General features: G+C 46.7%; 30 protein-coding genes. 26 read left to right on the top strand and 4 right to left on the bottom strand.

From position 1 onward, the window contains the following. The first annotated feature begins 8 nt into the window (after positions 1 to 8). A complete protein-coding gene (locus tag NSQ57_RS15105) occupies positions 9 to 725 on the top strand; it encodes a cytochrome c biogenesis protein CcdA (protein ID WP_029517240.1) in 717 nt (238 codons plus the stop codon). Here NSQ57_RS15105 and splB read toward each other — a convergent pair. After that, positions 718 to 1,782, bottom strand: a complete 1,065-nt coding sequence (splB, locus tag NSQ57_RS15100) for a spore photoproduct lyase (protein WP_023989268.1) — start codon at positions 1,780 to 1,782, stop codon at positions 718 to 720. The genes NSQ57_RS15105 and splB overlap by 8 nt on opposite strands. Before the next feature lie 252 nt (positions 1,783 to 2,034). Here splB and mntR point away from each other — a divergent pair, with 252 nt between their 5' ends. The 3 genes from mntR to NSQ57_RS15085 all read left to right on the top strand — a co-directional run bounded on the left by mntR (position 2,035) and on the right by NSQ57_RS15085 (position 5,424). Next, a complete protein-coding gene (gene mntR / locus NSQ57_RS15095; protein ID WP_029517241.1) occupies positions 2,035 to 2,460 on the top strand; it encodes a transcriptional regulator MntR in 426 nt (141 codons plus the stop codon). A gap of 136 nt (positions 2,461 to 2,596) precedes the next feature. Next, complete coding sequence (locus NSQ57_RS15090; RefSeq protein ID WP_165147075.1) at positions 2,597 to 4,339, top strand: family 10 glycosylhydrolase; 1,743 nt, start codon at positions 2,597 to 2,599, stop codon at positions 4,337 to 4,339. Between the two features lie 95 nt (positions 4,340 to 4,434). Beyond that, positions 4,435 to 5,424: a patatin-like phospholipase family protein gene (locus tag NSQ57_RS15085; RefSeq protein ID WP_342424988.1), complete on the top strand. Its 990-nt coding sequence runs from the start codon at positions 4,435 to 4,437 to the stop codon at positions 5,422 to 5,424. Positions 5,425 to 5,543: 119 nt separating this feature from the next. Here the strand turns inward: NSQ57_RS15085 and NSQ57_RS15080 are convergent, their stop codons facing one another. The 3 genes from NSQ57_RS15080 to NSQ57_RS15070 all read right to left on the bottom strand — a co-directional run bounded on the left by NSQ57_RS15080 (position 5,544) and on the right by NSQ57_RS15070 (position 8,028). Further along, positions 5,544 to 5,864 carry a hypothetical protein gene (locus tag NSQ57_RS15080; RefSeq protein WP_342424987.1) on the bottom strand — a complete coding sequence of 107 codons (321 nt, stop codon included), beginning with the start codon at positions 5,862 to 5,864 and terminating at the stop codon, positions 5,544 to 5,546. Positions 5,865 to 5,871: 7 nt separating this feature from the next. Further along, on the bottom strand, positions 5,872 to 6,864 hold the full coding sequence (locus NSQ57_RS15075) for a DUF1385 domain-containing protein (RefSeq protein WP_342424986.1): 993 nt from the start codon (positions 6,862 to 6,864) through the stop codon (positions 5,872 to 5,874). Positions 6,865 to 7,029: 165 nt separating this feature from the next. Then, positions 7,030 to 8,028 (bottom strand): iron-siderophore ABC transporter substrate-binding protein, encoded by a 999-nt coding sequence (locus tag NSQ57_RS15070; RefSeq protein ID WP_340955818.1) that lies wholly within the window; start codon positions 8,026 to 8,028, stop codon positions 7,030 to 7,032. 285 nt (positions 8,029 to 8,313) lie between these two features. On the opposite strand from NSQ57_RS15070, the gene NSQ57_RS15065 reads away from it, so the two are divergent. From NSQ57_RS15065 to NSQ57_RS14960, 22 genes are all read left to right on the top strand, one after another. Continuing rightward, entirely contained in the window at positions 8,314 to 8,895 is a 582-nt protein-coding gene (locus tag NSQ57_RS15065) for a YqhR family membrane protein (protein WP_340955816.1), read from the top strand. A gap of 81 nt (positions 8,896 to 8,976) precedes the next feature. Next, positions 8,977 to 10,050: a Xaa-Pro peptidase family protein gene (locus NSQ57_RS15060; RefSeq protein WP_340885765.1), complete on the top strand. Its 1,074-nt coding sequence runs from the start codon at positions 8,977 to 8,979 to the stop codon at positions 10,048 to 10,050. 33 nt (positions 10,051 to 10,083) lie between these two features. Further along, positions 10,084 to 10,641, top strand: coding sequence for an elongation factor P (gene efp, locus NSQ57_RS15055; protein WP_029517249.1), 558 nt, complete (start codon positions 10,084 to 10,086; stop codon positions 10,639 to 10,641). A gap of 194 nt (positions 10,642 to 10,835) precedes the next feature. Beyond that, a complete protein-coding gene (locus NSQ57_RS15050) occupies positions 10,836 to 12,089 on the top strand; it encodes an aspartate kinase (protein ID WP_165147069.1) in 1,254 nt (417 codons plus the stop codon). A 413-nt stretch (positions 12,090 to 12,502) separates the two neighbouring features. Next, the gene (spoIIIAA, locus tag NSQ57_RS15045) at positions 12,503 to 13,498 is read left to right on the top strand and encodes a stage III sporulation protein AA (RefSeq protein ID WP_340955815.1); all 996 of its coding nucleotides are present in this window, start codon (positions 12,503 to 12,505) and stop codon (positions 13,496 to 13,498) included. Beyond that, positions 13,491 to 14,009: a stage III sporulation protein SpoIIIAB gene (spoIIIAB, locus tag NSQ57_RS15040; protein WP_029517252.1), complete on the top strand. Its 519-nt coding sequence runs from the start codon at positions 13,491 to 13,493 to the stop codon at positions 14,007 to 14,009. Before spoIIIAA ends, spoIIIAB begins: the two co-directional genes overlap by 8 nt. Before the next feature lie 12 nt (positions 14,010 to 14,021). Further along, a complete protein-coding gene (spoIIIAC, locus tag NSQ57_RS15035) occupies positions 14,022 to 14,225 on the top strand; it encodes a stage III sporulation protein AC (RefSeq protein ID WP_010345636.1) in 204 nt (67 codons plus the stop codon). A gap of 8 nt (positions 14,226 to 14,233) precedes the next feature. Beyond that, positions 14,234 to 14,623 carry a stage III sporulation protein AD gene (gene spoIIIAD / locus NSQ57_RS15030; protein WP_013310826.1) on the top strand — a complete coding sequence of 130 codons (390 nt, stop codon included), beginning with the start codon at positions 14,234 to 14,236 and terminating at the stop codon, positions 14,621 to 14,623. Between the two features lie 12 nt (positions 14,624 to 14,635). Next, positions 14,636 to 15,826: a stage III sporulation protein AE gene (gene spoIIIAE / locus NSQ57_RS15025; protein ID WP_029517253.1), complete on the top strand. Its 1,191-nt coding sequence runs from the start codon at positions 14,636 to 14,638 to the stop codon at positions 15,824 to 15,826. Between the two features lie 39 nt (positions 15,827 to 15,865). After that, entirely contained in the window at positions 15,866 to 16,636 is a 771-nt protein-coding gene (gene spoIIIAF, locus NSQ57_RS15020; protein ID WP_342424985.1) for a stage III sporulation protein AF, read from the top strand. Between the two features lie 16 nt (positions 16,637 to 16,652). After that, positions 16,653 to 17,294 (top strand): stage III sporulation protein AG, encoded by a 642-nt coding sequence (spoIIIAG, locus tag NSQ57_RS15015; RefSeq protein ID WP_342424984.1) that lies wholly within the window; start codon positions 16,653 to 16,655, stop codon positions 17,292 to 17,294. 62 nt (positions 17,295 to 17,356) lie between these two features. Next, a complete protein-coding gene (locus NSQ57_RS15010; RefSeq protein WP_340955811.1) occupies positions 17,357 to 18,181 on the top strand; it encodes a SpoIIIAH-like family protein in 825 nt (274 codons plus the stop codon). Positions 18,182 to 18,319: 138 nt separating this feature from the next. Continuing rightward, positions 18,320 to 18,811 (top strand): acetyl-CoA carboxylase biotin carboxyl carrier protein, encoded by a 492-nt coding sequence (accB, locus tag NSQ57_RS15005; RefSeq protein WP_029517257.1) that lies wholly within the window; start codon positions 18,320 to 18,322, stop codon positions 18,809 to 18,811. Between the two features lie 61 nt (positions 18,812 to 18,872). Beyond that, complete coding sequence (gene accC, locus NSQ57_RS15000) at positions 18,873 to 20,216, top strand: acetyl-CoA carboxylase biotin carboxylase subunit (RefSeq protein WP_029517258.1); 1,344 nt, start codon at positions 18,873 to 18,875, stop codon at positions 20,214 to 20,216. A 125-nt stretch (positions 20,217 to 20,341) separates the two neighbouring features. After that, complete coding sequence (locus NSQ57_RS14995) at positions 20,342 to 20,755, top strand: Asp23/Gls24 family envelope stress response protein (protein WP_029517259.1); 414 nt, start codon at positions 20,342 to 20,344, stop codon at positions 20,753 to 20,755. 73 nt (positions 20,756 to 20,828) lie between these two features. Then, positions 20,829 to 21,368 carry an alkaline shock response membrane anchor protein AmaP gene (gene amaP, locus NSQ57_RS14990; protein WP_029517260.1) on the top strand — a complete coding sequence of 180 codons (540 nt, stop codon included), beginning with the start codon at positions 20,829 to 20,831 and terminating at the stop codon, positions 21,366 to 21,368. Positions 21,369 to 21,383: 15 nt separating this feature from the next. Beyond that, positions 21,384 to 21,617: a DUF2273 domain-containing protein gene (locus NSQ57_RS14985; RefSeq protein ID WP_023989248.1), complete on the top strand. Its 234-nt coding sequence runs from the start codon at positions 21,384 to 21,386 to the stop codon at positions 21,615 to 21,617. 136 nt (positions 21,618 to 21,753) lie between these two features. After that, positions 21,754 to 22,203: a transcription antitermination factor NusB gene (nusB, locus tag NSQ57_RS14980; protein WP_013310817.1), complete on the top strand. Its 450-nt coding sequence runs from the start codon at positions 21,754 to 21,756 to the stop codon at positions 22,201 to 22,203. Between the two features lie 37 nt (positions 22,204 to 22,240). Next, positions 22,241 to 23,098 (top strand): bifunctional methylenetetrahydrofolate dehydrogenase/methenyltetrahydrofolate cyclohydrolase FolD, encoded by an 858-nt coding sequence (folD, locus tag NSQ57_RS14975; protein WP_029517261.1) that lies wholly within the window; start codon positions 22,241 to 22,243, stop codon positions 23,096 to 23,098. A 12-nt stretch (positions 23,099 to 23,110) separates the two neighbouring features. Then, on the top strand, positions 23,111 to 24,475 hold the full coding sequence (gene xseA, locus NSQ57_RS14970) for an exodeoxyribonuclease VII large subunit (RefSeq protein WP_165147057.1): 1,365 nt from the start codon (positions 23,111 to 23,113) through the stop codon (positions 24,473 to 24,475). Next, positions 24,465 to 24,725, top strand: coding sequence for an exodeoxyribonuclease VII small subunit (gene xseB, locus NSQ57_RS14965; RefSeq protein ID WP_013310814.1), 261 nt, complete (start codon positions 24,465 to 24,467; stop codon positions 24,723 to 24,725). Before xseA ends, xseB begins: the two co-directional genes overlap by 11 nt. After that, a complete protein-coding gene (locus NSQ57_RS14960; RefSeq protein ID WP_069012726.1) occupies positions 24,697 to 25,620 on the top strand; it encodes a polyprenyl synthetase family protein in 924 nt (307 codons plus the stop codon). The genes xseB and NSQ57_RS14960 overlap by 29 nt, the downstream gene beginning before the upstream one ends. The last annotated feature ends 97 nt before the right edge of the window (positions 25,621 to 25,717 follow it).

Genomic DNA, 25,717 nt, shown 5'->3' with positions numbered 1-25,717 from the left:
AAATGAGGATGACAGATATTAACGCCGGATTGGCGATAGTAGCCGGACTGGTTTCTTTTTTTTCACCGTGTTGTTTACCGCTGTATCCATCTTATTTATCGTATATGACAGGGATGTCTGCGCGTGAACTGGCTGAAGGACGGCATAAGGCCGAGGTTCGTTATCGTACGATGGGGCATACACTTGCTTTTGTACTGGGCTTTTCGGTCGTTTTCTATTCACTGGGTGCAGGTGTCGGGTTGCTTGGAGAATGGTTTGCCAATTATGGGGATACGCTAAGAGTGGTAGCAGGGTTACTTATTTTACTAATGGGACTGGTATCTCTCGGTGTGGTAAGTCCTTTGATTCTAATGAGGGAGCATAAGCTTCGCTGGACATGGAAGCCTGCCGGGTACGCCGGTTCCTTTGTAATCGGAATTGGTTTTGCGGCAGGCTGGTCGCCCTGTATCGGTCCCATGCTAACAGCTATTATCGCTTTGGCTGCAGTAGAGCATCACATTTGGTTCAAACTGATTACAGGCTATGCGCTCGGGTTTGCGATTCCATTTTTTGTATTAGCTTTGCTGGTAGGCTCTGTTCGGCTATCCTCTCGCTATACCTCCATCCTCATCAAAACAGGTGGCATACTACTTGTTATCACTGGCATTTTACTGGTAACGGATCATATGACCGATGTAACGCTATTTTTACAACGGATTACCCCGGGTTGGATGCTAGTTATGTGAAATACTCAATACGACTTAAAGGAAAATGTTCAAAAATACGCTCTGTGATAAACTCTCGCAGTGCATTTTGCTGTTCATCGGGATAAACGTATTTGTTTTGTCCCCAGCGTCCCCATTTTTTCTTGCGTTTCTCTATGTCCATCTCCAGCTTGGTTTTCGGATAACGTTTCTCGATGACAGCTTTGGATGTTTTGGTGAAGCGATGCTGTATTAATTCGAACGTCAAATCTTTTGTAGCATGCTGGGGCAAGGTTTCTCCCAATTTGCGCAGTAACTCGCCGTAACCTTCTTCCCAGCCGTCATACCAGATGATGGGTGCAATGATGAACCCAAGCGGATAACCGGCTCGTGCGATTTTGCCCGCGGCTTCAATACGTTCCTCGAAGCGGGAAGTTGCAGGTTCAAACTGTTTAATAACATAATCGGAATTAATGCTAAAGCGGATGCGAGTATGACCATTATGTTTAATATCCAGCAATGGATCAACATGATGATATTTAGTAACAAAACGCAGACGGCCAAATTCCTCATCTGCCATGAAACGAATCAAGTCTCCAAGCGTTCCGGTGATATGCTCCAAACCAACCGGATCGGAGGTACAAGCTGCTTCAAAACGGGTAATTTCAGGCGCACGCTCCTCGATATAAGCTTTAGCTGCTGATAAGATATCGTCAGTGTTGACATATACACGAATATACGGCTTTGCTCCCAAGGTTGTTTGTAAATAACAGTAGTGACAATGCCCCATGCAACCAGTCGAAATGGGGATGGCATATTCAGCAGAAGGCTTGGATTGATCAAAAGTTAACGTTTTACGGATACCAACTACCAAAGTTTTTTTTGCCATTCGGTACTTTTCAACTTCAGTTTCACCTGGTAAATTGGTAATTCGGTTGTGAGAGGTAGTCATCCGGTACGGAATATCCTTGGCTTTAACCCAATCCATAATACGCTGGCCCTTGGGATAATTTAGTGCGTCTGGCTCAAAAAACACCAGGTCAGGCAAAAATGGCTTGGTTCCTCTGGTTTGGACAGGAGTACGCTCAAGCGTAGACATGGCTAACGCTCCTTTCAAAATAAATCCACAGTGCTCTGGTGTCCAACTTTAACATATTGCCGCAGAAGTAAACGATACAGGGACGACGATATTAGTGTACCCGGCTTAAATTGAACAAATCGTGGCAATAGATGTGAGTGAAGGGATGAGACTTGCCAATGGGCAATGATAACATGTATCATTACATAGTAGGTTTAACGCAGGAAATGAAGGCGGTAAGCGCCCGTTCAATAACAGAAAAGAGGGAAACAAGTGCCAACGCCAAGCATGGAAGATTATTTGGAACGCATTTACCAACTGATTGATGAGAAGGGATATGCTCGTGTCTCGGACATCGCAGAGGGTTTAGAGGTGCATCCTTCGTCCGTCACCAAAATGATTCAGAAGTTGGATAAGGACGATTATCTTGTATATGAGAAGTATCGGGGACTGATTTTGACACCAAAAGGGAAAAAGGTCGGCAAACGGTTGGTTGATCGCCATCAGTTATTAGAGCAATTTCTGGATATGATTGGGGTTGAGAAGGACCTGATATATAAAGATGTGGAAGGTATTGAGCATCATTTGAGCTGGGATTCCATCACCCGTATCGAAACATTGGTTGAATATTTTCGTCGGGATGAAGATCGCTTGCGCCAGCTTCATGACATACACAAGGAATTGAGTGGAGATTCCTAAAAGCATCTGTCCTTATGGACGATGCTTTTTTATTTGTTCCGACCGCAACAAATGTCCGGTGATTAGCGTCTATCCATTATATAGCAGGACAATATAGGGGTTAAAATTAACAGGGTTAGCGGAGGATTGTAATAATATGAATCGAAAGAAAATAGTGGCATTGGCTGCAGGCATACTCTTAGCAGTGCAGACTGCCATCGTTCCTGGAGTCCAAGCAGCTTCAACTGGTGATATTGAAATTATATTGGACGGACAGTCCCTGCAAAGTGACGCATCACCGTATATTGTACAGGGAGCCAATGTTACGATGGTTCCTTTGCGAGTGATTAGTGAGGGATTGGGCGCTCAGGTCAACTGGTCGGAATCGTCCGGTACGGTAACGATTACAGCACAGAACAAAAATATATCTATGGAGAATGGTGCACAAAGCGCTACGGTGAATGGTAAGTCAGTTCGACTGGATGCATCTGCCCGTATGACAAGCGGAAGAGTCATGGTGCCACTGCGTTTTGTTGGGGAAGAGTTGGGATTAAAAGTGGATTGGCAAGCTTCAGAGCGAGTCATTACGTTAAGCAGTGGTAAGGAAGGTGTCTCTACGGGTGGGAGTAGCTCGGCGGGAAACAGTGCTTCCACATCAGATACGTCTGCATCTGGCAATCAGGAGAGTGTAAGTACGGATCAGGGAGCCAGCGATAATGAGCAGACGGTTGTCACTTCACCGTCAACGTCTACTAGTGAGGACGGTTCAAGTTCTTCACAGGCAAATGTTGTTCAGGTAAAGGCTTCAACTTCCATGCGTGGGGCATGGATTTCTACCATCAATGGAGATTGGCCTTCTTCCGCTGCCCGAAGCAGCTCCGAGAAGCAAAAGCAGGAGTTTACTAAAATGCTCGATGATTTGCAGGGGATGGGCATCAATGCGGTATTTGTTCAGGTTCGTGCCAGCGGTGATGCGCTCTACCCGTCAAGTCTCGTACCCTGGAGCAAGTATTTGACCAACACCCAAGGTAAAAATCCAGGCTATGATCCCTTGAAATTTATGATTAGCGAATCGCATAAGCGAGGGATGGAATTCCATGCCTGGTTTAATCCGTTCCGTGCGAATTCTACAGGAACAACCAGCGGTTTGGCTGCAAACCATGTGGCTAATCAACACCCGGACTGGATTGTTAAGAATGGTAGCCAATTGTACATCAATCCAGGAATTCCGGCTGCACGTCAGCATGTCATTGCGGCGATTATGGAGGTCGTGAACGGATATGATATTGACGGCGTCCATTTGGACGATTATTTTTATCCTTACAGCGGGACTTTTGATGATGATGCGACCTTCAAAGCATATAATGCCAACAAAATCTCTAATAAGGGCGACTGGCGGAGAGATAATGTGAACAGTTTTGTTCGCGATTTGGGCAAAAGCATTCATGCCAGCAAGTCTAAGGTTCAATTCGGAATTAGCCCTTTTGGGGTATGGCGTAACAAATCTCAGGACTTAACGGGTTCAGACACGAAGGCAGGCGTTACAGCGTATGATACGACGTTTGCGGATGTGAGAACCTGGATTAACAAAGAGTGGATTGATTATGTAGCTCCACAAGTTTACTGGAGTATCGGTTTCCCTGCGGCGGGATATGACAAGCTTGTCGCATGGTGGTCCAATGAGGTCAAAAATTCAGATGTTAAGCTGTATATCGGTCATTCTCCGTATAAAATCGGCACCCCTGAAAAGGGCTGGCAAACGGCTCAAGAGCTAATTAAGCAGCTTGAACTGAACAAAGATTATAAACAGGTCAAAGGGGATATTTACTTTAGTGCACAGCATTTGCGTAAAAATCCATATGGACTCATTCAGCTTCTTCAAAATTATTATCAAATGTGATATAAATTGGATCATATAGGTTCTATTTGGGCCTCCGTTCTCATAGATAAGCAGTAGAACTGCTTACTCCCAAGAGAACGGAGGTTTTTTGATCTATGCTGATCAATGCTGTGTTCCAGGGTGGAGGGGTTAAGGGAATTTCGCTGGCGGGTGCAGTTAAGGCTGCGGAGGAGCATGGAATTGTATTCAATCGTTTAGCAGGTACATCATCAGGTGCTATTGTAGCTGCTTTATTGGCTGCGGGATACTCTGCGGATGAAATGAAAGCCGTAATTGAGAAAACCCCCTTGGTCAAGTTGTTACGACGTTCTCCAGTGTTCAATATTAAGTGGATTGGACCAGCAGCTCGTATCTTTCTTAAAAAAGGTCTCTACTCAGGGGAGGCACTGGAGCACTGGGTACGTGAGCTGTTACGAGCTAAGGGAGTGCGTACGTTTGCGGATTTACCTCCTGGCAAACTGCGCATTATTGCATCAGATATCACGAATGGACGCATTCTGGTGCTACCTGAGGATATCAAACGTTTTGGTATAAATCCTTCTTCACTGGAGGTAGCAAAGGCCATTCGGATGAGCACAAGTATCCCTTACTTTTTTGATCCCGTTATGTTAAGACTTGATTCTGCACTTGCCAAGGGAAAAACCTTTTCCCAGCAATTTGTATTTGTAGTTGATGGGGCTTTACTAAGCAATTTGCCTTTGTGGCTTTTTGATGAGCCTGTAAATGAACGTGAGGCCAAAACGATTCCAACGGTAGGGTTTCAAATGGTGGGCAAGACGGGTACGGAGACCAAAGTTTCTTATATACGGGGTCCTTTGACCATGCTGCAGGCTATTTTCGATACCATGCTATCAGCACACGATGAACGATATATTGAGCAGGAGAATCGGTATCGGACGATTAAAATTCCAACATTGGGGATCCGCACTGCACAATTTAACATTTCTACAGTGCAAAGTGATTTGCTGTATGCTTCCGGTGTGCAGGCAGGGGATGCTTTTTTCCACAAATGGAGCATCACTTCTTACCAGCAGCAGTATAGCAAATACCAATTGATGAAGGATACCATGTACGCTATGAAATGAACACTAATTGGCAGTTAAAGTAATTTAAAAGGGTGTAAAAAAGGAGCCTCTTCCCGGTCATATTTGAATATGCGGGTGACGGCTCCTTTGTGCTGCATTTTAAAGGATGATTATTATCGTTAATGATATTTAGGTTGTTCTTCTTCATTTTTGCCCTTGGAACCTTCAATCACATGAAAAGGATACGCTTTGCGCTTGCCCGTAGTCTGCTGCTTACGTGCGTTGGCTGTTTTGGCCATGGTGCGCACAGAGGATTTGATTTTGGGAGTACGATTGCTTTGTCCTGGCAGGTATTTGTATAGCAGAAATATAACTACAAAAACAAGGACGGGAATGAGTAAACTCATGAGAAAGCCCCAACTTCCTCTCCACAGCATATCCACAATCCCATATGCACCCAAAGCAAGGGTAAGCCAGAAAATAACAGCATGTCTGTTCATTATTCACTCATCCTTTCACAGGATCAAGTGCAGGACTGTTGAAGGTCTCCTTTACAGGTACATTTTCCAACTCAGCATCCAATTTAAGCATACGCTTAAATGAGGCAATGGATACCTCCACTTGATCATCAGTCGGTTCTTTGGTGGTAAGTAGTTGCAGCCACAGACCGGGGTAACCTAAATAACGAAGTACCGGAATTTCACGAAGAGCATTGGTCAGCTTGAGAAATTCAAAAGAAAGCCCCAGTACGATCGGAAGCAGTAGAAGCCGTTGCCCCATACGCTCCCACAGATTATCGTAGGTGAATAGGGAATAGACAAGTACCCCGATGATCACGGTCAGCATAATAAAGCTGCTACCGCAGCGATAATGCAGACGGCTGTATTTTTGCACATTGGCCGGGGTTAGTTCTTCCCCAGCTTCGAATGCCGTAATTACTTTATGCTCTGCACCGTGATATTGAAACAATCGTTTAATTAACGGAGTTTGGGAAATACCCCATAAATAAGCCAGCAGCAGAATCAGCTTAATGGCTCCTTCGGCGAGGTTATGCAAAATTTGGCTGTGAAATAAGCTGCCGAACAGGAAATTCTCTACAATAACCGGAACGAGGGTTAACACAATTTTGCCGAACAAAAAGGAGATAATCCCGACTGCCGCTACACCGATCATCATACTCAGACTCCAGCGAGATTCTTCTTTTTTCTTTTGCTCAGCGCGTTCTTCCGGATCTACTTCATCATCAGCATACGCATCAGCTGAATAGTTCAAATGCTTGGTACCTTTGGCGCTGGAGTCGATGATGCTTACAATCCCCCGCAATAAAGGAATTCTGCGGAATTTGGATACCCAGGATTGCTCCTTGCGTGGTACTTCCAAATATGTGATTTCGCCAGTTTTGCGGCGAACTGCCGTGACATTGACACGCTTGCCGCCGAACATGACACCTTCAATGACTGCCTGACCACCGTAGCTCACAGGCTTGGATGCTTGTGACAACCGTCTCACCTCTCTTAATACATGCTTTTTTGTATATTGTATCGAATTTGGAAGGGAATATCTAGTTAGATGAAACTGGTGTAACCACAGGCTTATAAAAAAAGCATTTATGGAGCGTCAGACTGCTCACATAAATGCTACTCATTATAAAACTTCGGAAACAACCTATTGCGTAATTGCCCCAACAACCTGGTCAACCAGTCCTTTTGATGAGAGGGGGCCGCCAAATGTCCATGTCGTACCGTTCAGTGGATAGGTGCGTTTTTCTTTAACGAAATTCAGACCGTTCCAGACCGAATTATTTTTCATAGGTGCCCCGAAAACATCATCGTCCGGCTGCACAATATAGATAAAGTTGCTGTTCTGAACAGCAGACAGAGCTTCAATACCGACGGTTGTAAAGCCATACGGTTCAACTTTGCTTGGTTTCCAATCATTAATCATACCGATCTTCGCCAGTGTTGCCACGACGACTGAGTTATCCGAAAACATACGGAGGCTGGCCGCATTTTGCGAAGTGAAAGCTTGTGTCAGTACATAATGATAATCCGATTTGCCAGCAGCGGCGAGCTTTTCTTTGGCTTCAGCATAATGCTGATCCAGTTCGGCAAGCACCTGCTTAGCTTTGTCTTCTTTTCCCAGAGCAACCGCGATGCTATTAAAAATTTCTACCATTTTATCATGATCGTAGCCATTACCATTGTTCAGATTATATTCGATCGTAGGAGCGATGGCCTTAAGTTGCTCATAGATAGCTTCATTCCCATCAACATTGGAAATGATCAGATCCGGCTTCAATGCAGCAATCGCTTCCAGATTCGGCTCGTTACGCGTGCCGACATCGACCACGCTACTATCCAGAGCCGCCTCCGGTGTCACGTACACCTTGTAGTTGGCATTGTCAGCATTACCCACCGGCTGAACGCCCAACGCAACCAAATCCTCTGTAAATGTCCATTCCAGCACTACGACACGCTGTGCGGGCTTGTCGAGCGTGACCTCACCACGATTATGCTTTACCGTCACAGGACCGGTCGCTGTGTCAGTCGGTTTACTACCCGTGGCTACCTGATCTTTGTCCGATGCATTGTCGGCTGCTCCGCAACCTGCCAGAGTGAGCGTAAAAACCATTAACAATAAAATCCCGATGAATCCCTTTTTCATAGAAGCGTTCTCCCGTATATATGTTTTTATAAAATGATAATGATTATCATTTTCACCATTATATTATGATAGAGGATTGAAATTTTGTCAATGTAAAAAACGGGTCCGTGCACTCAAGTCGAAAGCTGCCATTATTCAGCATTCCTGTTCATTGTTAAACTCTCCCCCCTTGGAGCATACTACCAGCAAAATGGAATGCAGAATCCGATGGAAGTACATGCATTTCCGATTGCAATAGTCTTTACGATGGGAAAAAGTTTTCATATTGAAAGGGGATTAAACAACATGAGCGAAACCTTCTCTATACCCAAGATAGGACATGAACAGGAGCAGCCTCGTGGATCTCAGGATCCACGTAATCATAACGACAGTGGTAGGGGCAGGCAGCAGTCAGGCAAAATACATACGCCTCTCATTCCTTTTGCGCTTGAGTTGGGTTTTTTTTCGGGTTTGCTCTGGGGATTGCTGCGCTGGCTGTTTTATAAGTTGCACTTTACCGTAGTAGCGCCTGGTTTTCTCGCAGAGCCTTTTTTCAAGCATTCATTTATGAACACCATGGCGGGACATCTGGTAGGGCTACTGTTTTTTATTGGATTATCCGTCGTAGCTTCACTGGTGTACACTCTGTTGCTGCGCAGATTTAAGGGTCCTTTACCCGGCATTGTGTATGGCCTGATTTGGTGGGTTGTTTTATTTGTATTAACAGGTCCTAAGCTAGGAATGATGAATGCTCCTGATCGGTTAACATGGAATTCCTTATATACGGAAATTTGTGTGTTTTTACTGTGGGGACTATTTATCGGATATACCGTTGCTGTCGAGTATACGGATGAAAGAAAGCGCGAGCCTGAGAAAGCTGAGGGCTGAACGTAACAAAAACTTCTCAAGCGCCTATTCCCTGTGTTAAAATAGCATTTGGTTATTTGACAGAGGGGAGCGGAATGAAAGATGAAGAATGACCGGGTGTTAAAGCTGCGGCAGGCGCTGGGCGAGCATAATCTGCGGGCTATGCTGATTACTAGCCCTGTCAATCGTCGATATTTGACAGGCTTCACAGGTTCGGCAGGTTATGTGCTGATTACGGAATCCCATAGCTATTTGCTGACTGACTTTCGCTATATGACGCAAGCGACCGAACAAGCCGAAGGCTTCACGGTAGTGCAGCACGCTGCACAGGTCATGGAAACGGTGAAAGAATTGCTGTCTTCCCATCAGATCAGCGAAACAGGCTTTGAGCAAGACGCTGTAACTGTTGCGACGCATAAAGCTTATAGCGAAGATTTGTCACCTATTTCACTGGTTCCGGTGTCGGGCATTGTAGAGAAATTACGGGTGTACAAGGATGCAGAAGAGCTGGAAGTGATGCAGCGGGCAGCGGATTTGGCAGATGCTACTTTTGCACACATTTTACCTTACATCAAGCCAGGTGTCAGCGAGCGTGAGCTGGATCTGGAAATGGAATTCTTCATGCGCAAGCAGGGAGCTACATCCTCTTCATTTGACACAATTGTGGCTTCTGGGGTTCGTTCGGCATTGCCTCATGGCGTAGCCAGTGCTAAGTTAGTACAAGCAGGCGAGCTGATTACGTTTGATTTTGGTGCGTTGCTGGATGGCTATTGCTCCGATTTGACACGTACAGTGGCCACACAAGGGGATTTAGCGCCCCAGTTGCGTGAGATCTACGATATTGTACTTAAGGCGCAACTTCACGCACTTGAACATATTAAGCCGGGCATGACAGGCCGTGAAGCGGATGCACTGACCCGGGATATTATTGCAAGCCATGGCTATGGAGACAATTTCGGGCACAGTACAGGTCATGGTCTGGGTCTTGAAGTACATGAATCTACACGCCTGTCGAAGGCGAGTGATGATATTCTGGAGCCGGGTATGGTGGTAACGGTCGAGCCAGGTATCTATGTGCCTGGATTGGGCGGTGTACGGATCGAGGATGATATCGTTATTACAGATAGCGGCATCAAATTATTAACACATTCGAGCAAAGAATTTACAGTCGTTTAATAACGATAACAGTCCTGTAGGAGGGGTATTTTAGTGATTAACGTTAATGATTTTAAAACAGGTTTGACCGTCGAGGTAGACGGAGATATTTTTACGGTGCTGGATTTCCAACACGTAAAACCGGGTAAAGGTGCAGCATTCGTACGCTCCAAGTTGAAAAACTTGCGTAACGGTAACACCGTTGAACGTACATTCCGTGCGGGTGAAACGATCGGTCGGGCGCAAATCGAAAACCGCGGTGTATCTTATCTGTATGCTAGTGCAGACGATCATACATTCATGGATAATGAAACATATGATCAATTCACATTGTCCAGCGATCAACTGAAATGGGAACTTAACTTCCTGAAAGAAAACATGAATGTAAATATCGTTAGCTATAATGGCGAAATCCTGGGTATTAACCTGCCTACCAGCGTGGAACTCAAAGTAATCGAAACAGAACCAGGTATTAAAGGTAATACAGCTACAGGTGCTACCAAAAATGCCAAATTGGAAACGGGTTTGAATGTTCAAGTTCCTTTGTTCATTAACCAAGATGACGTATTGTTAATTGATACACGTGACGGCAAATACATGTCTCGCGCATAAAATTTGCTGCTTTTAGATTTCCTCTGTCCTTGTGAAGGGCAGGGGATATTTTTATAAGCACTAATATTAAAAAACAATGGCTCCGCACAGCACTTTCGTATTATACTGTACTAAAGTTATTCCGCAGGATGTCACGTTCAAGTCGTTGGGTGCCATCTCAAGGTTACATACTGAGTCTGAGGGAGTGAATATCGTTGTCTTTGTATGTCATGAAATTCGGAGGCAGTTCCGTCGGTGACACGGAGCGCATGAAACGCGTGGCAAAACGCGTTGTGGAGAAACAGAGTGAAGGGCATCAATGTGTAGTGGTCGTTTCCGCAATGGGAGACACGACAGACGAACTGATTGACCAGGCCAAATTGTTGAATGAGCAGTTGCCTGCACGTGAGTTGGATATGTTGATGACGACAGGTGAGCAAATTTCAATCGCCTTGTTGTCGATGGCTATTCAGCAGTTGGGTCATGAAGCGGTATCGTTTACGGGATGGCAGGCTGGTTTCCGTACTGAATCTGACTTTGGTCGAGCACGGATTACGGATATTCAACCTCAGCGTGTGCTGGATGCACTGAGCAGCAACAAGATCGTTGTTGTAGCTGGTTTCCAAGGGATGTCTGTAGAGGGAGACATTACGACGTTGGGACGTGGTGGATCTGATACGACGGCGGTTGCGCTGGCGGCGGCGATTCAAGCGGATGCCTGTGAAATTTACACGGATGTGGACGGCATTTATTCAACAGATCCACGGATCGTGAAGGTTGCTCGTAAGCTAAAAGAAATTTCTTATGATGAAATGCTGGAATTAGCTAATCTGGGTGCAGCTGTATTGCATCCTCGTGCGGTAGAATATGCCAAACATAACCGGGTACCGCTGATCGTGCGGTCCAGTTTTAACCATAATGAAGGAACGGTCGTAAAGGAGGATGCAGTAATGGAACAAGGCGTTGTAGTCAGTGGGATTGCATATGATAAAAATGTAGCAAGAATCAGTATTTTGGGCGTCGCCGATATTCCCGGCGTACTGGCGAAAGTATTTGGAACACTGGCGGCAGCCAAAATTGATGTAGACATTATTGTACAGAGCGGGGTTGAAGCTGGTAAAGCGGATTTCTCCTTTACAGTAGCTCTGACGGATCGTGAAGCGGCACTGGAGACGCTGGAAGGTATTCGTGGAGAGCTTCCGTACCGTGAAGTAACGTCTGAGGAAAACTTGGTGAAGGTTTCCATTGTAGGTGCAGGAATGGTTAGCCATCCGGGTGTTGCTGCGCAAATGTTTGCCGTACTGGCAGAGCAAGGCGTTAGCATTAAAATGGTAAGCACATCTGAAATCAAAGTATCGTGTGTAATTGAAGCGGGTAAGCTTCATGAGGTTATTCAGGCGTTGCATACAGCTTATAACCTGGACACCGAGGAGCAAGCGTTTGTGGGTGGACCGAAAGACCGTCGTTAATAACTGCAACGTGATCTAGACACTGAATATGGCTAATGTGAACGATGCTTATGACAGGTAAAGGTTGATACATTATATGCCTTCTATTTATAGTTTGATAAATCATAGAATACAGCAGTAGGTTAAGAGGTTGTTCCATCAGTGAGAGTTAAACTGAGGGGCAGCCTCTTTTTTTCTGAATCTATCTTTTCTACCCAAGGGTTTCCCTTAGCCGACAAGGCTTTGAGAGGCCCTTTTTTATTTGTGCAAATTAGAGAATGGTGCTTAAACAAGCGGGAGAAAGGTCTGTTGAGCGTTGATAGGAGTTAGCAAAAGTTTGCCTAGGTTTTCAATATATTTTCGGCATAAAAAGCGAGAGTCAACCATAGACTTGTCTTAAAGAAAAAGGACAACTGTGAGGGGGCTGCATCGGTATGGAATGGCTGGAGTTATTTCCCGAACCGTTGCACGGTATACTCGGAAGGCTTCCAGAAACGGTATTTGAGCAACTGGAAGAAATCCGGGTCAGGGAAGGAAGGCCGTTGGAAATTAATGCAAACGGTGAACATCATTTTGTAACGTCTGCTGGTCAGCTGACTTTGAACCCTGTGGAAGCCTATAAGCCTGACCGTGAGGATGCCCACCGACTGCTGGATTTTATCAGCAATCATTCCCTCTATACGATGGAAGAGGAGCTTCGTAAAGGGTTTATTACGATCCCTGGCGGTCATCGTATTGGCTTGGCAGGGAGAACCGTGCTCAACCGAGGACGAGTGGAGCATTTGAGGGATATAAGCAGCTTTAATGTAAGAATTGCGCGTGCAATTCCCGGCATAGCTGATCGGATATTGCCTTATGTAGCAGATCGAATGTCCGGGAAAATCCGGCATACCCTCATTTTGTCCCCTCCTCAGCATGGCAAAACGACACTGCTTAGGGACTTGGCTCGGCAACTCAGTTACGGAGGGATGGAAAGCCATGGGGGGCGACGGAATGGACTCAAGGTAGGCATTATAGACGAACGCTCTGAGATCGCTGGTAGTCACAAAGGTATCCCGGGTTTTGATGTCGGGCCTCGCACCGATGTATTGGACGGATGTCCGAAAGCAGAAGGCATGATGATGATGATCCGCTCGATGTCACCGGATGTCCTCATTGTTGATGAAATCGGACGACCGGAAGATGCGGAGGCGGTGCGCGAAGCGCTCCATGCAGGCATTGCAGTCATTGCTTCCGCACATGGTCGCGATGTGGCTGAAATGGCGACCCGGTCTGCTTTTGCTGGATTAACTACAGGACAAGAGCTATTTCAACTCTACGTCATGCTGGAGCGGACGAGCCGGGGCGTCTCATTCCGACTGGCAGATGCCAAGCAACGCAGGCTTACACTGTCTGGAGAAGGGCAGAATGGGGGCATCTCCTATGCTTAAGCTGCTGGGTGCAGCCTTGGTTATACTGGCCGCTACGCTGGCAGGTTGGCAACGGGCAAGGCAGTTTGCAATGAGGCCGCGGCAAATCAGGGAGTTGATTCTTGCGCTGCAAAGATTGACCACCGAGGTTTCCTACGGGGTGTCTCCGCTACCAGATGCTTTCGCCAAGACAGGAGAGCCCTTGCGAGAGCCCTTACGCACTCTGTTTCAGCAAGCCTCACGCTGGATGCACCCCTCTTTTGGCCTGACTGCCAGAGAAAGCTTGCATAAAGCCATTGAAGACTCGTGGAGCCGTTCCTCTATGAAGCAAGCCGAGAAGGAAGCGATGCGGCAGCTTGCTTACAGTCTTGGAACCAGCGACCGTGAAGACCAGATCAAGCACATTGCGTTGACCATCCAGCAGTTATCCCATGAGGAAGCGCAGGCGCAGGCAGATCAGGTGAGGTACGAGCGTATGAGCAGGAGCCTGGGACTGCTGATCGGAGCATTGATCGTCATTTTGATCTATTAGCGGGGTGCTCGAATGAATTTAGAAGTGAACGCAATTTTCCAAATTGCCGGAATTGGCATTATTATCGCTATGATTCATACCGTATTAAAGCAAATGGGCAAAGAAGACATGGCGCACTGGGTAACGGTCATCGGCTTCGTCGTGGTCCTGTTCATGGTGGTGCGAATGCTGGATAACCTTCTGCAAGAGATCAAATCTATCTTTCTTTTTCAGTAGGTGGACACATGGAAATTATTCAGGTGGTGGGCTTCGCCCTCATTGCCACAGTCCTTATTTTAGTCATTAAGGAACAGAAGCCGATGTTTGCCTTTTTGATTGCAACAGCTGCGGGAATCGTCATTTTTTTGCTGCTGATTGGCAAGATCGGATCTGTGGTTGCTGTACTGGAGCGACTGGCCCGGTCTTCAGGCATGGACATGATCTATTTTAAAACCGTCTTGAAAATAATCGGTATCGCTTATATTGCTGAATTTGGAGCGCAAATCGTTCGGGATGCAGGACAAGACGGGATTGCTTCCAAAATTGAGCTTACCGGAAAGGTACTCATTATGGTGCTCGCAATCCCAATTATCAGCATTATTATTGATACCATTCTGAAGCTGATGCCCGCCTGAGGGGGTGATGCCATGAAAAGGCTGGGGGGCATGCCGAATCTCAAAGTAATTGCAATGTTGCTGCTATGTCTATGGTGTGCCTCGGCTGCGTTCCTCTTTGCAGATACACCGACAAACGAATGGATCAGACAGCAGGCGGAGCAAATGCCCAAAGATGAAGTAGAACATTATTGGGACGGGCTCATGCAGCAATATGGCGGATTTTTCCCTGATCAGAAAACGCCTTCCTTCATGGACATGCTGCTTCCAGGCGGTGAAGGGTTCAGCATAAAGGGTGTATTGAGCGCTATAGCTGATTTTTTCATCCATGAAATCCGAGTAAATGCCAAGTTGCTCGTCACCATCGTCATGCTCAGCATTATGAGTATGGTGCTGGAAACGCTACAAAGCGCTTTTGAAAGCAAACAGGTCAGCAAAGTGGCCTACGCTATCGTATACATGGTCATTATCATTTTGGCGATTAATAGCTTTAGTGTAGCGATTGGTTATGCCAAAGAAGCGATTGATAGCATGATTCACTTCATGATGGCAATGTTGCCTTTGCTGTTTACTATGCTAGCCTCGATGGGGAACGTCGTAACAGTTTCGGTGACCCACCCGCTGATTGTATTTATGATCAACACAGTCGGAACAGTCATTCATACGCTGGTTTTCCCGCTGCTGTTCTTCTCGGCTGTGCTGTACTTGGTCAACTCGCTGACGGGCAAATACAAGCTGACCCAGCTAGCCGATCTGTTGCGGAACGCTGGAGTAGCAGTGCTGGGAGTGCTGCTGACCATTTTTCTAGGAGTCATTTCGGTACAAGGCTTGACATCGTCCGTTACTGACGGATTAACGATCCGTACAGCCAAATATATTACAGGTAGCTTTGTTCCGGTGGTCGGCAAGGCGTTGGCAGATGCGACAGATACAGTTATTTCGGCTTCGCTGCTCGTTAAAAATGCCATTGGTCTGGTAGGAGTCATTATTATTTTGTTCCTATGCGCCTTTCCCGCCCTCAAGATTCTGACGCTGGCGCTCATTTATAAAGTGACAGCAGCGATCATGCAGCCTTTGGGTGATACGCCTATCGTGGCATGTCTGGATGCGATCGGCAAGAGCATGATTTATGTTTTCGCGGCGCTGGCAGCAGTGGGATTGATGTCCTTCCTTGCAATTACAGTCATGCTCGCAGCAGGCAATATGACAGTCATGATGAGGTGAACCAATGCACGTAAACCAACAAGGGGGGAGGAGAGTGACGTGACCTGGCTGGGAGGCTGGCTCAAGGAACTGGTGCTAATCGTGTTGCTGGCTTCTTTTGTCGATATGATCTTACCGAGCCGATCTATGGAGAGATATGTCAAACTCGTTCTCAGCCTGCTTATTCTGCTGACGTTGCTGTCTCCGGTCGTGCGCTTACTGAGCACCAGTCCTTCCGAGATTCTAGGGCGAGCATTGGATCTTCAACGTCAGGCTGAGACAGGCAAGAGGGAACCGACATTGGAGGAGATTCTAGCAAAAGGCAGCCAGTTAAAGCTACAGCAAGAACAAAGCTCCATGCAATGGGCTGGCAAAGAGGTAGCTAAGGAAATGAAAGGACAGTTGGAACAGTATACTGGGTTAGCAATTCAGTCGGTCCAGGTTACCCTTGCAAAGATTCAACAGGAGGAATCAGGGCTGGAGGCAGGAACGGGTGTCCAGTCGGTAGTGGTCCAATTGGCAGAACAGCAGCCAGAAAAAGAAAAGAAAAACACAGACGTCTCGCCTGGTGCAGATGTCAAGCCGATTATGGTGGAGCCTGTAGCCGAAAAGACAGTGAATATTCGTGTAGAGCCAACACATGCAAAAACTTCAGATTTTAATGAAGGAACGCGAGAGGATGATCGTAATCCTGACAAAACTGTTGAGGACGGAAAGCCAACAGATACGAAAGCATTTGGCTTAATTACAGGACTTTTACGTGAAAAATGGGGGATAGATAGCAAAAATGTTCAGGTGCTTTCTTCGCAGGATGGAACACATGAATGGTAACAGGAGGTGAGCAGAAATGAGCAAATGGCTGAAAAAGCTGGAGCAATGGCTGGGTGGAGGGGCGGATGGGGCGAAAAGGTTCAATTCATTTCGTTGGTTGCTTATTCTTGGCCTTATCGGTGTAGCGATTATGCTCTTTAATTCATTCGTTAATGTAAAAAAGGTTGATCCAGAAAACGTAGGGCGTGAGCCGCCTGGCGTGATGAAAAATGAGCCTACGTTAGAGACAACAACAGGTGAAAAAAGTTCTTTTGCCGGGATTGAGAAGGTTTTTGAGGACAATATGAAACAGATGCTGGAGCAGATTGTTGGCGTAGGAACCGTTGATGTCATGGTTACGGTAGACTCCACCGAAGAAGTTATCGTTCAACGCAATGTAAAGGACATGCAGGAAGAGAACAATGAGACGGACGCCAATGGTGGACAACGGCACACTACTCAATATACACGTGATGGCGAAATTGTCACCTATGAATCATCTGGTGGTCAGCACACCCCGATTGTGACCAAAAAAGTAAAACCGCAGGTGAGGGGAGTGCTTGTTGTGGCTATGGGGGCAGAAAACCCTACAGTGAAGCAGCTAATTGTCGATGCTGTACAGAAGGGGCTAAATGTACCTTCCTACAAAATTTCAGTCGTACCGCGCAAGCAGGGATAATTTGGAATTCGGGAACAAAGAAGTTTATATTTTAAACCATTAATGAATATGGAGGACGGAACATGAATAATAAAAGACAAACCGTTTGGCTGGTGTCCATGCTGAGTTTAATGGTCGTGCTGTCTGCGTATTATTTGTTTACGGAGGACTCAAGCCCTGCAAATCCACCAGTAGCCGATAGCGAGCAAGTGAGCAAGGATAAGCAGGATGCTGCACAGGAAGCAACGACGAAGGCAGAGGAACAATTGAACGAACTGAAGGTAAACGAAGTAGTGACGAATGGAGAAGTAACTGATGGAGCATCAGCAAATTCCACAAAGTCGGATACGGCTTCTACAACTGACCCAGCAACAGAAAACTCAAAAGGCGACAAAGGTACGGCAGCTACCCCTACTACTGAACCGGCGACATCCAATCAAAACACAACAGCGACTAAGACGGACGCGACAGCACAAAGTGACGACAAAGCAGCCTCTACAGCCAAAACCGACCAGCAGGTACTGGATCAAGTGGCAACTGATCAAGCTGCTCAACCTACAGCAGCAGCTGTGATTGACAACTATTTGCTGGAACGGGACGTGGAAAATCAGAAGAAAAATGATGAACTGACTACCGCAATGAACGACAGCACACCAAAGAAAGCTGCGGAGGCTCAAAAGGAATTACATGTACTTGAAGATAAGCAGGCTAAAATTACTGGAATTGAAGAAGAGCTTCAGCAACAGTTCGCCAATGCGGTCGTCCGTGAGGAAGACGCTGATAAATACAAAGTAGTGGTTCTGAGTGAAAAATTGGATGCTAAGCAAGCGGTAACAATTGTCGACAAAGTCATGAAGGAACTGAATGTAACGCAGGATAAGATCAGTGTCCAATATGTTACACAATAAGACAAAAAACGCGAAAAAGCCCGGATTTCTGCATTATTCCGGGCTCTTTCTATTTTTAATGATTGTGATATAATACATAAAGCTGTTTCAACAATGTTATCAGCAACCGGCAAAATGCTGAAGGAGTGATTAATAGAGATGTTTAAATTAAGCGAGATTAAGGAATTGATCAAGCTGGTGGATGAAACGTCTGTGCATGAGCTTGAAATTGAAAATGAAGGAACTCGCTTGTTGATCCGGAAACCGGGCAAAAGCGAAATCGTTACAGTACAGGCTCCTGTGGCAACACCTGCTTATGCAGTGGCACCACAAGCTGTTATTCCAAATCCACAAGTACAGTCCGATGTTGGATCTACAACTGCTGGAGAACCGAGGGAATATGCAAGCAATCTACATAAAATCGTATCTCCGATGGTAGGCACTTTCTATAGTTCTTCATCACCGGATACGGCTCCGTATGTGAGTATCGGCAGCAAAGTGGGCGAAAAAACAACGGTATGTATCATTGAAGCGATGAAGCTGATGAACGAGCTGGAAGCTGAAGTGAAGGGCGAAATTGTGGAAATTTTGGCCGAAAACGGACAGTTGGTCGAGTATGGCCAGCCATTGTTCCTTGTGAAACCGGAGTAAAAAGCTTGTTTGCACCCTCTTTTGAGGGTTCGGCAAGACTGCTCCCAGGGAGGATAAAGTCATGACATTTCAAAAAGTATTGATTGCGAATCGTGGAGAAATTGCGGTTCGTATCATTCGCGCTTGCCGCGAAATGAATATTTCGACAGTTGCTGTATATTCGGAAGCTGACAAGGATTCGTTACATGTGCGTCTCGCAGATGAGGCTTACTGTATCGGACCGACGCTATCTAAGGACAGCTACCTTAATTTTACGAATCTGATGAGCGTTGCTACATTGACTGAATGTGATGCCATTCATCCAGGTTACGGATTTTTGGCGGAAAACGCAGACTTCGCTGAAATTTGCGAATCGTGTAATATTACGTTTATTGGTCCTTCTCCTGAAGCCATTAACAAAATGGGAGATAAGGCCGTAGCTAAGCAGACCATGAAGGATGCCGGAGTTCCAGTTATTCCGGGTTCAGACGGGCTGGTTGAGGATTTGCAGGATGCGATCGGCATCGCACGTGATATCGGATATCCGGTAATTATCAAGGCCACAGCAGGAGGCGGAGGTAAAGGTATTCGTATCGCCGAAGATGAGGATAACCTCATTCAGCAAATCACTACCGCTCAGCAGGAGGCGCAAAAAGCATTTGGCAATGCGGGTGTGTACCTAGAAAAATATTTGACCGGTATGAAACATGTGGAAATACAGATCATAGCGGACAAGCATGGTAATGTTGCCCATTTGGGCGAACGGGACTGCTCTGTGCAGCGTCGTCGTCAGAAGTTGTTGGAGGAAGCACCATGTCCTGTACTTTCGCAGGATGTCCGTGAAGAAATGGGTCAGGCAGCTGTTCGTGCAGCTTTGGCCGTTCAATACTCTGGTGCAGGTACTCTCGAATTTTTGCTCGGCCCGGACAACAATTTCTATTTCATGGAAATGAATACACGTATTCAGGTAGAACATCCCGTAACAGAAATGATTACTGGTGTAGACCTGATTAAGGAAATGATTTCTGTCGCTGAAGGGCATCCGCTTTCCTTTACGCAGGAAGAAGTCACCATCAATGGTTGGGCGATAGAGTGCCGTATTAACGCTGAGGATCCGGATCGTAATTTTATGCCTGCACCGGGTAAAATCGGATTTTATCTGCCTCCAGGCGGTCCTGGGGTACGGGTAGACAGTGCAGTATATCCAGGTTATAGCATTCCTCCTTATTATGACTCTATGATCGCCAAGCTGATTGTGTGGGCACCTACACGGCAGGATGCAATTGCCAAAATGAAGCGGGCTTTGACTGAGTTTGCTATTGAGGGCATACCCACAACGATTTCTTTTCATCAGCGCTTGCTAGAGCATCCGACCTTTATTAAAGGCGATTTTGATATTAAATTTTTGGAGGAAAACGAAGTTTAATCGGTATATTTCCTCCGTTTGTCATAATGAACGCCAAATGATATAGTATGGATAATAAGTGAGCATGTCTGCTTTGAAATCTAAAGCTGGAATGAAACTTATTTTGACCGAAAGGTGTTGAAGGTATGAGCACAGTGCCAACCGAATTCGAACGTACAGAAATTGGGGAGATTCAAATTGCCCCAGAAGTTATTGAAGTCATTGCCGGACTGGCTACCGTTGAGGTACCGGGCGTGGCGGGAATGAGTGGCGGATTTGCTGGTGGGTTTGCCGAACTGCTAGGCCGCAAAAATTTATCTAAAGGTGTAAAAGTGGAAGTCGGACAGCGTGAAGCTGCTGTAGACGTCTCCGTCATTATTGAGTACGGTAACCGTCTGCCTGAGGTGGCTGCTGCTATTCAGCATAATGTTAAGCGTTCGATTGAGAACATGACAGGTCTTAACGTTGTTGAAGTGAACGTGCAAATTCATGATGTTCAATTCAAAAATGCCGATAAAGTAGAAGAGCCGGAAGTGCTGGGCGCCGGACGGGTTAAATAGAGCGATACTTTGTACAAACCCCCGACCCTTATGGGTCGAGGGTTTACTCTAATTTAAGGAGGCTGTGCGTTTCGTGGCTAAAGTTATGGACAGACTTCTGCTGTTCTTGTACAGCTTAAGTATCGGAATTATTTCCATTCTCGCCATCCTCCTCCTGAGCGGGGCCATTCCGTATGTTTTAAGTATTGAGGATGAGCGAGTAGTGTGGTTTACCAGCCTGATTATTGCAGGGGTTCTGTTGTTATTGAGTCTTCGTTTTTTTTATATCTCTATTCGACGGAACCAAACCGTACAGCATTCTATTGATCAACGAACGGAATACGGTGACATTCAGATTTCAGTGGATACCATTGAAAATCTGTGCCTCAAAGCAGCTTCCCGATTTCGCGGGATGCAGGATTTGAAAGCACGCGTTCGTGTGTTGGATTCGGGACTTGATATTACGATTCGGGCGGTTGTAGACGGGGAAAGCTCCATTCCGGTGTTAACCTCCGAGGTACAAAAGGGGGTACACGATCATGTGGAAGAAATTACAGGAATTCCTGTGTCCAATGTATCGGTGTACATCGCTAATGTTTCTCAGTCACCCAGCTTTAAGAGTCGTGTGGAATAGAGGTGATTTTCCCTGATGCCCTGGAAAGAAATATGGGGAAGTTACAAGGGCCGGATCATGGGGATCACGGCTGGTATTTTTTTCGGTTTTATTTATTTGTGGGCAGGCTTTTGGAATATGTTGTTCTTTGCATTGATGGTGTTCATCGGATATACGCTAGGAAGACGTAGCGATTCAGCGCTCGGTTCATTCCTCCCTTGGAAGGAATGGGGCGATTGGTTGTCGCAACGTTGGCGTCCTTTTAAATGAACCCTGTGATACGTGTTCTCCAAAAATAGAGCTGTAGCTTCTTTGCGCCCAACGTTTTGGAGGATGCGTTCACAGGTTTTTTTGTGGAAATTGGTTAGAATGAAAAATAGATATAGGCAAGCGTAGGAGGCAGGGCATGAAAAGACGTCTGGCGAGGGAATTAGCGGTACAGAGTATGTACCATATGGAAATGAATGAAGTGGATGCGGCAGCAGCCGTGGACATGTTGCTTCAGGAAGCCGCTGAGGAAAACGAAGCGGAAGTTGTCGTTAAAAATGCAGCAGTGTTAAGAGCGTATGTCTTGGAGCATGTGCGGGGTACGTGGGAGCACAAGGAAGCCATTGATGGGCTGCTGGTGGATTATCTTAAAGGCTGGCAGATCAGCAGGCTTTCACGTGTAGATCGTCAAATTTTAAGGCTTGCGGCATATGAGATGATTTTCCGTGAGGATGTTCCAGCCAAGGTAGCTGTTAATGAAGCGATTGAGTTGTCGAAGCACTTTGGTACCGAGGAATCCGGTAAATTTGTTAATGGCGTACTGGGGCGAGTGATACAAGAACTGGAGCAATTGAAAGCACGTTTTTAAGTAGAGACTACTGAATCAGGTTGGAGAGTGGTAAAACATGTCAGCACCGATCATTGATGGTAAACAAATCTCTCAGGATATTCGCGCAAGCATTCAGCAAGAGGTCATTCGTTTGAAAGAGCACAGCTTTCAACCCGGACTGGCTGTTGTATTGGTAGGCGAAGATCCCGCTTCGCAAGTGTATGTTAAAAACAAGGAAAAGGCATGCCATGATCTCGGCTATTACTCCGAGGTTCATCGGTTGGCAGCAGATACTTCGCAGGAAGCATTACTGGAACTGGTAAACAAGCTGAACCATCAAAGTACCATCCATGGAATTTTGGTGCAACTGCCGTTGCCAAAGCATATTCATGAAAAAGCTGTCATTGACGCGATTGCAGTGGAGAAGGATGTGGATGGATTCCATCCGGTGAACGTAGGGAATTTGGTCATCGGTGACGATAGTCTATTGCCTTGTACTCCTGCTGGAGTCATTGAGTTAATTAAGCGTGCTGGAGTGGAGATAGCCGGTAAACATGCGGTAGTTATTGGTCGCAGTAATATCGTGGGCAAGCCAGTGTCTTTATTGTTGCAGCGTGAAAATGCTACGGTTACGATGTGCCACTCCCGTACAGCGAATATTGCGGACCTAAGTCGACAAGCAGATATCTTAGTCGTTGCGATCGGCAAAGCCAACTTTATTGATGCTTCGTTCGTGAAGCCCGGAGCGGTAGTGATAGATGTAGGGATGAACCGTCTGGAGAACGGAAAGCTGGCGGGGGACGTTGATTTTGAGAGCGTGAAGCAAGTGTCTGGTCCGATTACGCCTGTTCCCGGCGGAGTAGGGCCGATGACAATTACGATGCTGATGCAAAATACGCTCGTAGCGGCCAAGCGGTCGCACGGTTTGGCATAAGGACAGCTGCCTGTGGCTGAACAACGTATTTACTCTATAAAGGACCTGAATCGTTATATCCGGATGAAATTGGAGTCGGATCAGGTGCTGTCTGATGTATGGATACGCGGGGAAATTTCTAATTTTACGCATCATTCAAGTGGTCACATGTACTTTACGCTCAAGGATGAGGGGAGCCGCATACGTTCGATTATGTTTGCAACCCATAATCAGCGGCTCCCTTTCGTACCGAAAGAAGGTACGCGTGTTATTGCCCGGGGAAACGTATCCGTGTACGAACGAGATGGACAATATCAGTTTTATGCGACTCAAATGCAGCCTGATGGTATAGGAAGCCTTTATTTAGCTTACGAGCAGCTCAAGCAAAAGCTGGATGCAGAGGGACTGTTTGATACTGCTCGTAAGCGTAACCTCCCTGCCCATCCAGTAACCATTGGCGTGATTACGTCACCGACTGGAGCGGCTGTGCGTGATATTATTACGACACTTCAGCGGCGATACCCGCAGGCTGGAATTGTGTTGTATCCTGTGCTTGTACAAGGAAAAGGTGCCGCCCCCTCGATCGTCAAGGCAATTGAAACTATGAATCGTATGCAAGAGGTTCAGGTGATGATTGTCGGACGGGGAGGTGGCTCGTTGGAAGAACTGTGGGCGTTTAATGAGGAAGCGGTTGCGCGCGCCATTTACGCATCGGTCATTCCGGTTATTTCGGCAGTTGGACACGAAACGGATTTTACCATTGCCGATTTTGTGGCTGACTTACGTGCGGCAACGCCAACCGCAGCAGCCGAGTTGGCCGTGCCTAATCAGGCAGAGCTACGGGATCAGCTGCTCCAGCGGGAGCAACGGTTGCGCAACGCCCTCCGGCAGCGGCTGGAAACCAGCCGTGTACGCTTGGCGAGGCTTCAGCGTTCACCAGTCCTGCTGCACCCACGCCGCTATATGCTACAGCATGCAGAGCGAATGGACATGCTGCATCAGCGTCTAATCCGCGCAGCGCGTAACCGTTCTCGTTTGAACGCAGAAAAGAACGCACGTATGCGTCAGGTACTAGAACGGTTTAATCCGCGTGAACAAATTCGTTCAGCACGCAAGCAGACGGATATGGCGCAACGTCAGCTGGAGTCTGCGATGCGTGCTATTACGAAAACGGGACGGCAGCAGTTGCACACGGGAATTCGTCAACTGGATGCGCTGAGCCCACTCAAAGTCATGGCCCGAGGCTATAGCTTGGTATACGATGAGCAGGAAAAACGGCTGATTAAGTCGCTCAAAGACGTACAGCCGGGAGATTCCATCAAGATTAAAGTGAGTGATGGGCAGTTGGACTGCCAAGTATGGGGAATGAAGGAGGACGCGAAGCACGGTGGCGAATGAAACGGAATTGAATTTTGAAGCAGCTATGGCTGCTCTTGAAGAAATTGTCGGACAACTGGAGCATGGAGACGTTCCTCTGGAGCAAGCCATTGATTTGTTCCAGCGGGGGATGAAGTTGTCTCAACTTTGCAGTCAGAAGCTGGAGCAGGTTGAACGTAAAATTGAAATGATCGTGGAAGAGGATGGAGATTTGCGCAAGAAGCCTTTTGGTGGGGGACTGGATGAAAACGGCGGTGAAGGACTTGAATAGACCGTCGTTCAAGGAATATTTGACCGGGACGACGGATGCGGTTTCGTCCGCACTGACCGAGCAATTCCCGGCCGATTGGGACATTCCCGATGTTCTTCGAGAATCCATGAATTATTCACTCACCGCAGGCGGAAAACGGCTGCGGCCTCTGCTTGTGATCGCTGCTGCTGAAGCATTCGGTGGAAGCAGGGAAGCTGCGCTGCCAGTGGCATGTGCGGTAGAAATGGTACATACGTACTCCCTCATTCATGACGACTTGCCAGCCATGGATGATGATGACTATCGGCGAGGTAAGCTGACGAATCATAAGGTATACGGCGAGGCGGTTGCCGTCCTTGCGGGTGATGCTTTGTTGACCCATGCCTTTTACAGTATTGTGCAAGCAGGACGGCGTCACGGTGTTTCGTCTGATTCGCTATTGTCCATAGTTGAGGATTTGTCCGAAATGAGTGGCGCGCGGGGCATGGTAGGCGGACAGGTCGCCGATATGTCAGGCGAGCAAGGAATGACGGGGATCGAGGAACTGGAATATATCCATCTTCATAAAACTGCTGATTTGATTATTTTCTCGCTCTTGGCAGGTGGACGGATTGGTGGGGCAGACAAGGGTCAATTAGAGGCGCTTCGCCGCTTTGGACGAGACTTGGGGCTGGCTTTTCAGATACAGGACGATATACTGGACCTCATAGGCGATGAGAGTAAAATGGGTAAGAAAACGCAAAGTGATGTTGAACAAGAGAAGGTCACCTATCCGTATTTCATTGGTATGGACGCATCTTTGCAGCAGGTAGAGGAACTCACCGCATCTGCTAAAAGAGTGATAATAGAGAGTGGTATTCCCGATTCTTCTCGTTTGCTGGAGATAGCCGATTACCTGATGAAGCGTGATCATTAGTTGCGTTAGAGCTGTTTTGACTTGTCTGCGTTTAAGCACAGTCAAAAAGTGTGATATAATACTTGTTAACTTTACTCACAAACTTGAAGGAAAGCGG

Origin of the sequence: Paenibacillus sp. FSL L8-0502, assembly GCF_038593055.1 — a bacterium.
GTDB lineage: Bacteria > Bacillota > Bacilli > Paenibacillales > Paenibacillaceae > Paenibacillus > Paenibacillus polymyxa_D.
This window is presented reverse-complemented; position numbering and strand designations above follow the sequence as displayed.

Excerpts from the sequence above, each read along its gene's own strand:
- nusB (WP_013310817.1), top strand. The coding sequence starts at position 21,754 with ATGAAAAGACGTCTGGCGAGGGAATTAGCGGTACAGAGTATGTACCAT.
- NSQ57_RS15080 (WP_342424987.1), bottom strand. The coding sequence starts at position 5,864 with ATGAACAGACATGCTGTTATTTTCTGGCTTACCCTTGCTTTGGGTGCA.
- spoIIIAC (WP_010345636.1), top strand. The coding sequence starts at position 14,022 with ATGAATTTAGAAGTGAACGCAATTTTCCAAATTGCCGGAATTGGCATT.
- NSQ57_RS15105 (WP_029517240.1), top strand. The coding sequence starts at position 9 with ATGACAGATATTAACGCCGGATTGGCGATAGTAGCCGGACTGGTTTCT.
- spoIIIAB (WP_029517252.1), top strand. The coding sequence starts at position 13,491 with ATGCTTAAGCTGCTGGGTGCAGCCTTGGTTATACTGGCCGCTACGCTG.
- folD (WP_029517261.1), top strand. The coding sequence starts at position 22,241 with ATGTCAGCACCGATCATTGATGGTAAACAAATCTCTCAGGATATTCGC.
- NSQ57_RS14960 (WP_069012726.1), top strand. The coding sequence starts at position 24,697 with ATGAAAACGGCGGTGAAGGACTTGAATAGACCGTCGTTCAAGGAATAT.
- spoIIIAD (WP_013310826.1), top strand. The coding sequence starts at position 14,234 with ATGGAAATTATTCAGGTGGTGGGCTTCGCCCTCATTGCCACAGTCCTT.
- splB (WP_023989268.1), bottom strand. The coding sequence starts at position 1,782 with ATGTCTACGCTTGAGCGTACTCCTGTCCAAACCAGAGGAACCAAGCCA.
- spoIIIAA (WP_340955815.1), top strand. The coding sequence starts at position 12,503 with ATGGAATGGCTGGAGTTATTTCCCGAACCGTTGCACGGTATACTCGGA.
- NSQ57_RS15070 (WP_340955818.1), bottom strand. The coding sequence starts at position 8,028 with ATGAAAAAGGGATTCATCGGGATTTTATTGTTAATGGTTTTTACGCTC.
- NSQ57_RS15090 (WP_165147075.1), top strand. The coding sequence starts at position 2,597 with ATGAATCGAAAGAAAATAGTGGCATTGGCTGCAGGCATACTCTTAGCA.
- NSQ57_RS14985 (WP_023989248.1), top strand. The coding sequence starts at position 21,384 with ATGCCCTGGAAAGAAATATGGGGAAGTTACAAGGGCCGGATCATGGGG.
- accB (WP_029517257.1), top strand. The coding sequence starts at position 18,320 with ATGTTTAAATTAAGCGAGATTAAGGAATTGATCAAGCTGGTGGATGAA.
- NSQ57_RS15065 (WP_340955816.1), top strand. The coding sequence starts at position 8,314 with ATGAGCGAAACCTTCTCTATACCCAAGATAGGACATGAACAGGAGCAG.
- NSQ57_RS15060 (WP_340885765.1), top strand. The coding sequence starts at position 8,977 with ATGAAGAATGACCGGGTGTTAAAGCTGCGGCAGGCGCTGGGCGAGCAT.
- NSQ57_RS15085 (WP_342424988.1), top strand. The coding sequence starts at position 4,435 with ATGCTGATCAATGCTGTGTTCCAGGGTGGAGGGGTTAAGGGAATTTCG.
- spoIIIAG (WP_342424984.1), top strand. The coding sequence starts at position 16,653 with ATGAGCAAATGGCTGAAAAAGCTGGAGCAATGGCTGGGTGGAGGGGCG.
- accC (WP_029517258.1), top strand. The coding sequence starts at position 18,873 with ATGACATTTCAAAAAGTATTGATTGCGAATCGTGGAGAAATTGCGGTT.
- spoIIIAE (WP_029517253.1), top strand. The coding sequence starts at position 14,636 with ATGAAAAGGCTGGGGGGCATGCCGAATCTCAAAGTAATTGCAATGTTG.
- NSQ57_RS14995 (WP_029517259.1), top strand. The coding sequence starts at position 20,342 with ATGAGCACAGTGCCAACCGAATTCGAACGTACAGAAATTGGGGAGATT.
- NSQ57_RS15010 (WP_340955811.1), top strand. The coding sequence starts at position 17,357 with ATGAATAATAAAAGACAAACCGTTTGGCTGGTGTCCATGCTGAGTTTA.